A 7361-nucleotide genomic window follows, 5' to 3' on the forward strand; every position below is an offset into this window, starting at 1 on the left:
TTGCACTTAAATAGTGTTATAATTGCAGTATATAGCATAACTTCTAGACTCAATAACTTATGGGTATAAAATATTTTGTAAATGAAAACTTTTTTAAAAAATGGAGTAAAGAGATGGCCTATGTTCTCGGATTAATTACAGCTGATGGCAGTCTGGAAGATGCAAGTTATCTAAGGGGGAAATATATAAGATTCAGCAACACCGATAAAGAACTAGTATATCTGGTTAAAAAATATCTTGAATCTAAACACAAAATAATAAAAATTAACCCTCCAAATGGAAAAGAACATAGAAAAACAAGATACTTTATAAGAATAGGAAGTCATAAGTTATTCAACGATCTAGTGTCATTAGGCATAACACCAAAAAAATCTCTAACCATGACATTACCCAGAATACCTAAAAAATACTTTTGGCACTTTACGAGAGGTTATATGGATGGAGATGGTTCCGTTTATGTGGAAAAGAAAAAAAATAGGATATTATTAATATTTACATCAGGAAGCCTAAAATTCTTATCCGAATTAGCTTCAGAAATATCCAAAAACACAATGGTTACAGATAAACCAATATTTAAAGGAAACCGATCTTTTCAGTTGAAATATGGTATGAAAAACGCTATGGTAATATTAAAAGAGATATACAAGGATTGCGCTGGTAAGTTACTCTTGGCTAGAAAACATAAGGTATACAAAGAATTCATACGAGATAAGGCGCGGTGGCGAAGTAGCTAACGCTGCGGTCTGCAAAACCGCTATACAGGGGTGCAATTCCCCTCCGCGCCTCAAATAAGATATATTTTGTAATAAGCTCGGGTGGTGGAATGGTATACACGAAGGACTTAAAATCCTTTGCCGCAAGGCTTGCGAGTTCGAGTCTCGCCCCGAGCACCAGAATCAAAGTAAGGTCAGTTTTAGAAATTTTTTCTTTGGCGTTCGCCAAAGAAAGCCAATGGTTTTGGGCAATTCCGAACGCTCCGCGTTTTTTTAAGGTGAGTTTCACGAAAATACAAATACGAAGATTTTTGGAGGGAGATTTTTTTGGAGGGGAGGTCGTAACGCAAGACATAACACTTGCCCCACCCTTCCCGTGCGCGTGTTAAAAACTTTTGCCGTCTTAGAAGACCGGCAAACTCCCTATTCAGTTTCAATACTAATCTTTAAAGTTTCAGTAATCCAACTTATCAATGTTTTTAGAGTGGTAAATTCTTTTTTATCAAGTTTTCCAACGGGAATCCTTGATAATTCCTCTTCAAAGTGGCGAGCGATATTCAATTTTGAGATTTCTTCTATACCCAAACTATTATCGCTGATATATTTTTCTAACTGTTCCATTACTCCATTTTTAACTTTTGAATCAAATTCCTTCGGCGGTTTATTACATACTCCGTCGTCAACGAGTTCTTGAATATATGCGTTCACGGCAGAAATAAAATACTTACGAGGTAACAAATCTTCTATGGTAACAGCGTCGTCCTTAAAATCACTAACTTCTTTAACTTTCTCCGGCTCTGTAAATTTTACTATTGCGGTTTTTGCTCTTTTGCCTGACTTATCAGAATCAACAAGTGCTACATAAGGCCTTTCTTCTGAATAAATAATACGGCACATTGACGGCGTGTTTGGTGCTCCACCTGAATCAATAATGGACAAAATATTTAGATCGGCCTTGATAAGTCCGTTTTCTTGAAATGTTTTCAAAAGGGTAAGTAGATAGAGCCTATCTGATGGACCTTCAACAACTAAGTTGTTATCAGCGTAATAAAAGCTATCGGCCAACATCATTCCGAGCGAGGCGCGTAATGACTTCCAATTATGAATATAAGGTTTTATATCAACCTGCGTTCCTTTTTCTTTATCTTTACTAACCACACGCACTCTAAAATTGTTGAGACGATTGATCATAAATGGCGAGTGCGTCGTATAGATCATTTGGTTAAATTCAGACAGACTTTCGAGATAAAGCAATAAATCTTTTTGCCCTCTTGGATGTAAGAAAATTCCGGGCTCGTCAATTAGAAATATAAAATCCTTCAAATCGCCATCGTGGTATTCCTTAAATTTGAGTATAAAAGATAGAAAGAAAAGAAACCCCCTACTACGAGTTGATATATCGCCATAAGTGTTGAAGTCTTCAATATCTACATTTAAGAAATTACCGTCGTTGCTTATATTTAATCTTATTTGTATATCATCTTCTTTTCCTTGAATCCATAGGTTCTTTAGTTGTTTTGTAAGCTCTTTCGCCCCGTTAAGTATAAGTTGCCGGGCAATCGGAGTGTCTTCAAAAATTGATGCCTCTTTTGTATTTAGGCCAGCAAGTTTGATAAGTCCATTTGTTACATCGTTTGTCTTTCCTGTTATCTCGGCTTTCGCAATTCTGTGACTTAGACGATCTTCAAAAGTATCAAAATAAAAGATATTCTTTTCTAATTTTCCTTGAAGAAAATCTGTTAGGGCTTGTTCATATTTTTCTGGTAATTCTTGTGGATTAGTTATTGAATATGAATTTTCTTTGCCGTCGTGATAACTAATTTCTAACTCAATATCTTTACCCATACTAAAATCTTTTTTCTTCGGCGATTCAACAACTACATTCTCAAGAGCGTTTCCCTCCGCCTGCGGTTCGGTCTTTGCTGGTTCCTCTGTCTCGGTTAAGGTTGCGAATATACCCTTAATGTCTTCAACATCTTTATCGGAGAGAGTAAATTCATAGAAAATGCTCGTCTCCTCAACTTTATCGGTGATAGGATTTTTTGATATACGCTTATCTGAATCTTGTATTGGCGTGTTGAAATCCAATAATTTTATTGCTTTAAGCAAGTTAGTCTTACCGTGTTCATTCGCACCAACCACAGTGGTCAGATTTTGGTCAATAGGAAAACCCGCTTCCGCTACCGACTTATAGTTTCTTATTTTTATTCTGCTTAATTTCATATTTCCTTTTAGATAAAGCTCAAGTGGAGAGCTACTCCCACTCGGTTAAACCCCAAGTAGCTGGGGCGACTTTCACGAAGCGGGGCTTGACTCCTTGTTTGGCTCTGCGTCTGTTTTCCAAAAGCATATCCACCGCAAGAGTAGAGTCGGGGGTTTTCCCTTTAGTTTTGATGAGCTTCTTAGCGAGTGCGGTCTTAATAATGTCCCCAACATAAAGCGGTTTCTTCGCCTCTTTTAATATTTTATACGCAGCTTCAGTTTTGCTTAACATAATTTACATTAAAGTCTATTTTGGGTTATTAGTCAACTAAATTTACAGCGTCAACCGTTTTACGGTATAATACCAATATAGGTTATGAAACAAGCTAAAAATCTAGGACAATATTTTACCCCCGCTTATGTTGCTGATTTTATGATCGGGCTTTCAGAAGCACCGAGATCAGCGAAGATTTTAGAACCGGCCTGTGGCAGGGGGGTTTTCTTAAAACTTTTGAAAGAAAAAGGGTATAAAGATATTATCGGTTATGAAATAGACAAAACTCTTGAACCCGAAACTGACGCTAAAATAATCTTCAAAAGTTTTGTTAGTGAACAAATCAAAGAAAAGTATGACTTAATAATCGGTAATCCACCTTATATTAGATGGAAGAATCTTGACCAAGAATTAAAGGATGAGCTAGACAAAAACGAACTTTGGCAAAAGTATTTTAATAGTCTTTGTGATTATCTTTGTATCTTTATTCTCAAATCAGTTGAGCTTCTTAAAGATGGTGGCGAACTAATATTTATTACACCTGAATATTGGATCAACACTAAGCACGCAGAAATTTTACGAAATTATCTTGTAGAAAAGGGGTACTTCACCGACATTATCCATTTTAATGAAACACCCATATTTGATAAAGTTGCTTCCTCAATTTTAATTTTCAAATTCATAAAATCTAAAACTTCACCGACACAAGACAATAAAATTAAAGTTGTAAAGTATCTTTCAACACAACGGCTGACCGATGATATCTTGAAAAAAATCAAAAATGGTTTATCGGATAAAAAAATAGAGAGATTTACCCGCGATCAATTTTTACCGAAAGAACGATGGATGCTTGCGTCTAATAAAGTTGGAAAAAAATTAGAAGCATTTGAAAATAAATGCGCGGCTGTAGTTTCTACATCTCTATTTGGGAACGAGAGAAAATATTTTACTCTTGGAGATGTAGCCGACATCGGTAATGGAATGGTTAGCGGGCTAGACCGTGCATTTCAAATACCTCAAGAAACAAAACTCACAAAAAAAGAGAGGGGGGCAACAATCTCTGTATTAAAAGCAAAAAATATAAGTCAGTATCTACACGGTGATATTACTACTTACATTTTTCTCAATGGTGATGTAAAAACCGAGAGAGACCTTGAAGAAAAATATCCGGCATTTTATGGACTATTAAATTCATATAAGGATCAACTTGAAAAAAGATATAACTATAACCGACAAATAAATTTTTGGGAGTGGGTTTTCTTGCGTAGTTTCAAGATGTTTCGGCAAGAAAAAGAAAGGATTTTTGTTCCTTGCAAAGAGCGTATATCTCACAAAAACTATTTTCGGTTTTCTTATGTTTCAAGTGGTGTTTTCCCAACGCAGGATGTAACGGCTATCTTTTTGAAGCCGGAGACTAAAGAAAGTATTTACTACATTCTTGCATTACTAAATAGCGAATATATATTTGAATGGCTAAAACACAAAGGAGTAGTAAAGGGTAATATTGTTGAGTTCTCCGAAAAACCACTTGCTAGTATCCCAATCAAGAGAATTGATTGGGAAGATAAACACGAAGTAAAGCTCCACGATGAAATAACAACTTGGTGCAAAAGTTATATCTCAAATCCGAACAAAGAAGGGTTAGTTGCTCTCAACGAGAGGGTCGCCGCTTTATTTTAGAAATTTCTCAAACGGCTTTATGAATTTCCGTACCATTGTGTCTGCTCGCCCTTTTGCCTGAACTACAAAAGTTCGCAGGTAATCTGTGCACCATTGTTCAATAGAACCACGATAAGTTTGATCTAGTGTTTCTACATGAAATTGTATCTGCATAGCTGCCGCCCAGTTTATATACAGTCTCGCAGGATCGGTTTTGAATAATTCTTTAACAGTAGCATTTGTGCATTTCAAATTTTTGCCGTCAATCTCCCATGTTATCCCAACATATGAAATGTCGTGCGATATAAAATTTCCTGTTTCAAGCATTAGCGCACACATTTTCGCCACTTTGTAGGCAGAAATTATATTGGGCGGCTGACCATTTCTAGCAATATTGAAAGTTTTTACATCAATCAAGTTAGAGAACCCGTCGTGAATAACTAAAATATCAGCCGTATCATTTTGCTTCTCCACAAATAGATTAGTTGGGCTCCACGCTTCGGTAGCGTCTTTGCCTCTATTTAAAAGGAAGGCAAGAGACGGAGTGGTAATCAGCCTCCATCTATCCTCAACTAAAACAGCACGGGGATTATCAAAATATAATTTGTTCAAAAATTCATATTGCCGAAAAGTTTCGCTTGCATAGTGATCCTTAATGATTTGATAAGCGTGCTTATCAAATGGTTCGCCAGCCGCATGGCCGGAAAGAGTACCCGAAACAGGTTGAGGTACAGTTGTTCCGACAAGCTTACTTTCTAAGAATTTGATATCTATATTCATAGTTATTTTACAAAAAAATCAATAGATTTTTGATACAATTTCGCAAAAAATTTAATTTCTGCGATATCAACACGACGCTCGCCCCTTTCTATTTTTGAGACATAGGATTGAGGTTTTCCAAGTCGCTCCGCAACTTCTTCTTGTTTCAAACCAGATTCAATTCGCGCCTCTTTGAGGCGTTTTATTACATTTTGATACTCCTTTGAATAAATTGATTCTGTCATACATTTATACATATATGTTATAACCTATTGCGGTATAACCCAAAATCGGTTATGATTAGTTTGCTATGACCCCTTACTTTCTTTATTGCCGTAAATCAACCGATGTCGAGGACAAGCAAGTCCTCTCCATTGAAAGCCAACTCGCCGAACTGCGGACACTCGCCAAGCGTGAGGGTCTTAATGTTGCCGACGAGTTTATCGAAAAGCGTTCGGCAAAAATGCCCGGTCGCCCGATCTTTAGCGATATGCTCCGACGCATACAGACGGGCGAAGCACAGGGCATTATTTGTTGGAAGATAGACCGCCTCGCTCGCAATCCGGTGGACGGCGGACAGATTCAATGGCTTCTGCAACAAGGCGTAATCGCACACATACAAACGCACGACCGAAGCCATTATCCCAATGACAATGTTTTAATGATGTCCGTCGAGTTAGGCATGGCGAACGAATATATCCGCCAACTAAGCGCGAACACCGCACGAGGATTAAGGCAGAAAGCACGGCAGGGAGATTTCCCCGGCCTTGCTCCACTTGGCTACATCAACAATTCCAATATCAAGAAAATTGCTGTCCATCGTAAAAATGCGAAGCTCGTCAAAAAGATGTTTGAACTTTACGCAACGGGAAGTGTCCGCCTTGAAAATCTTTCCGTGGTTTTAGAACAGGCGGGTATCTATTCCAAAAATAATAATCGTGTTCATATCTCACGCATATCAAATATGCTCACGAACCCGATTTATTACGGACACTTCCGCCACGCAGGGGAAATATACGAGGGCAAGCACGAACCGATAATCACGAAAGACCTCTTTGACAGGGCTAACGCTGTCTTACGAGGCCGAGGCCGCACCCCCGCCAAAAAGACCGACCCGAGGCCGTTTTGTGGCCTCCTGTCGTGTGGGAGTTGCGGTATGGGGATTACCGGAGAAATAAAGATAAAGAGGCAGAAGAACGGCAACACCCACCGCTACGTCTATTACCATTGCACCAAGAAATCCAAGACAAAGAAATGCCCCGAACCCTGTATCCGAGCGGAGGAGCTAGACCGCCAGTTGTCGGTCATGCTTACCGGATACGCTATGCCGAAAGATTGGGTAGCCCCACTTTCCGCCATGCTCGACAAAGAGGAGCACGACACTAAAAATTCCGCGTCGGGGGCTGTTCAAGAAATGCGAGGGCAAGTCAGCGACTTTTCCCGCAACGTCGCCAGACTTACCGATGTCTATGTAGCCCAAGACATAGAGCGGGACGACTACCTTGAAAGGCGTCGTTCGCTTATGTCCGACAAGAAGTCCGTCGAGGAGCAAATAGCCCGTCTTGAACATACCCCCTCCGCGTGGATCGAACCGACCCGAGACTGGATTAAAGACGCTTCCATACTGGAAGAAACAGCAAAAACAGACGACCTCCCCTCCAAAAAAATCTCCCTCCAAAAAATCTTCGGCTCGAACCTCACCTTAAAAAAACGCGGAGCGTTCGGAATTGCCCAAAACCATTGGCTTTCTTTGG

7 protein-coding genes and 2 tRNA genes are annotated in these 7361 nt (G+C 39.0%); 5 read left to right on the forward strand and 4 right to left on the reverse strand.

From position 1 onward, the window contains the following. The first annotated feature begins 59 nt into the window (after positions 1-59). The 3 genes from Q8Q95_04525 (at position 60) to Q8Q95_04535 (ending at position 893) form a co-directional block, all read left to right on the forward strand. On the forward strand, positions 60-734 hold the full coding sequence (locus tag Q8Q95_04525; protein ID MDP3764847.1) for an LAGLIDADG family homing endonuclease: 675 nt from the start codon (positions 60-62) through the stop codon (positions 732-734). After that, positions 713-785 (forward strand) — tRNA-Cys (locus Q8Q95_04530). The genes Q8Q95_04525 and Q8Q95_04530 overlap by 22 nt, the downstream gene beginning before the upstream one ends. A 24-nt stretch (positions 786-809) precedes the next feature. After that, positions 810-893 (forward strand) — tRNA-Leu (locus Q8Q95_04535). A gap of 243 nt (positions 894-1136) precedes the next feature. On the opposite strand, the gene Q8Q95_04540 is transcribed toward Q8Q95_04535, so the two are convergent. Then, positions 1137-2936: an AAA family ATPase gene (locus Q8Q95_04540; GenBank protein ID MDP3764848.1), complete on the reverse strand. Its 1800-nt coding sequence runs from the start codon at positions 2934-2936 to the stop codon at positions 1137-1139. Positions 2937-2967: 31 nt separating this feature from the next. Further along, the gene (locus Q8Q95_04545) at positions 2968-3207 is read right to left on the reverse strand and encodes a winged helix-turn-helix domain-containing protein (GenBank protein ID MDP3764849.1); all 240 of its coding nucleotides are present in this window, start codon (positions 3205-3207) and stop codon (positions 2968-2970) included. 84 nt (positions 3208-3291) lie between these two features. Here Q8Q95_04545 and Q8Q95_04550 point away from each other — a divergent pair, with 84 nt between their 5' ends. Continuing rightward, on the forward strand, positions 3292-4869 hold the full coding sequence (locus Q8Q95_04550; protein MDP3764850.1) for an Eco57I restriction-modification methylase domain-containing protein: 1578 nt from the start codon (positions 3292-3294) through the stop codon (positions 4867-4869). Here the strand turns inward: Q8Q95_04550 and Q8Q95_04555 are convergent. Continuing rightward, the gene (locus Q8Q95_04555; GenBank protein MDP3764851.1) at positions 4861-5628 is read right to left on the reverse strand and encodes a HincII family type II restriction endonuclease; all 768 of its coding nucleotides are present in this window, start codon (positions 5626-5628) and stop codon (positions 4861-4863) included. The genes Q8Q95_04550 and Q8Q95_04555 overlap by 9 nt on opposite strands. Positions 5629-5630: 2 nt before the next feature. Further along, entirely contained in the window at positions 5631-5852 is a 222-nt protein-coding gene (locus Q8Q95_04560; protein ID MDP3764852.1) for a helix-turn-helix transcriptional regulator, read from the reverse strand. A gap of 65 nt (positions 5853-5917) precedes the next feature. Between Q8Q95_04560 and Q8Q95_04565 the strand changes: the two genes are divergently transcribed. Next, a partial coding sequence (locus tag Q8Q95_04565) for a recombinase family protein (protein ID MDP3764853.1) occupies positions 5918-7361 on the forward strand: 1444 nt, incomplete at its 3' end.

The organism is bacterium (assembly GCA_030697795.1).
Taxonomy (GTDB): domain Bacteria; phylum Patescibacteriota; class Minisyncoccia; order JACQLN01; family JACQLN01; genus JACQLN01.

Excerpts from the sequence above, each read along its gene's own strand:
- Q8Q95_04545 (MDP3764849.1), bottom strand. The coding sequence starts at position 3,207 with ATGTTAAGCAAAACTGAAGCTGCGTATAAAATATTAAAAGAGGCGAAG.
- Q8Q95_04560 (MDP3764852.1), bottom strand. The coding sequence starts at position 5,852 with ATGACAGAATCAATTTATTCAAAGGAGTATCAAAATGTAATAAAACGC.
- Q8Q95_04555 (MDP3764851.1), bottom strand. The coding sequence starts at position 5,628 with ATGAATATAGATATCAAATTCTTAGAAAGTAAGCTTGTCGGAACAACT.
- Q8Q95_04540 (MDP3764848.1), bottom strand. The coding sequence starts at position 2,936 with ATGAAATTAAGCAGAATAAAAATAAGAAACTATAAGTCGGTAGCGGAA.
- Q8Q95_04550 (MDP3764850.1), top strand. The coding sequence starts at position 3,292 with ATGAAACAAGCTAAAAATCTAGGACAATATTTTACCCCCGCTTATGTT.
- Q8Q95_04525 (MDP3764847.1), top strand. The coding sequence starts at position 60 with ATGGGTATAAAATATTTTGTAAATGAAAACTTTTTTAAAAAATGGAGT.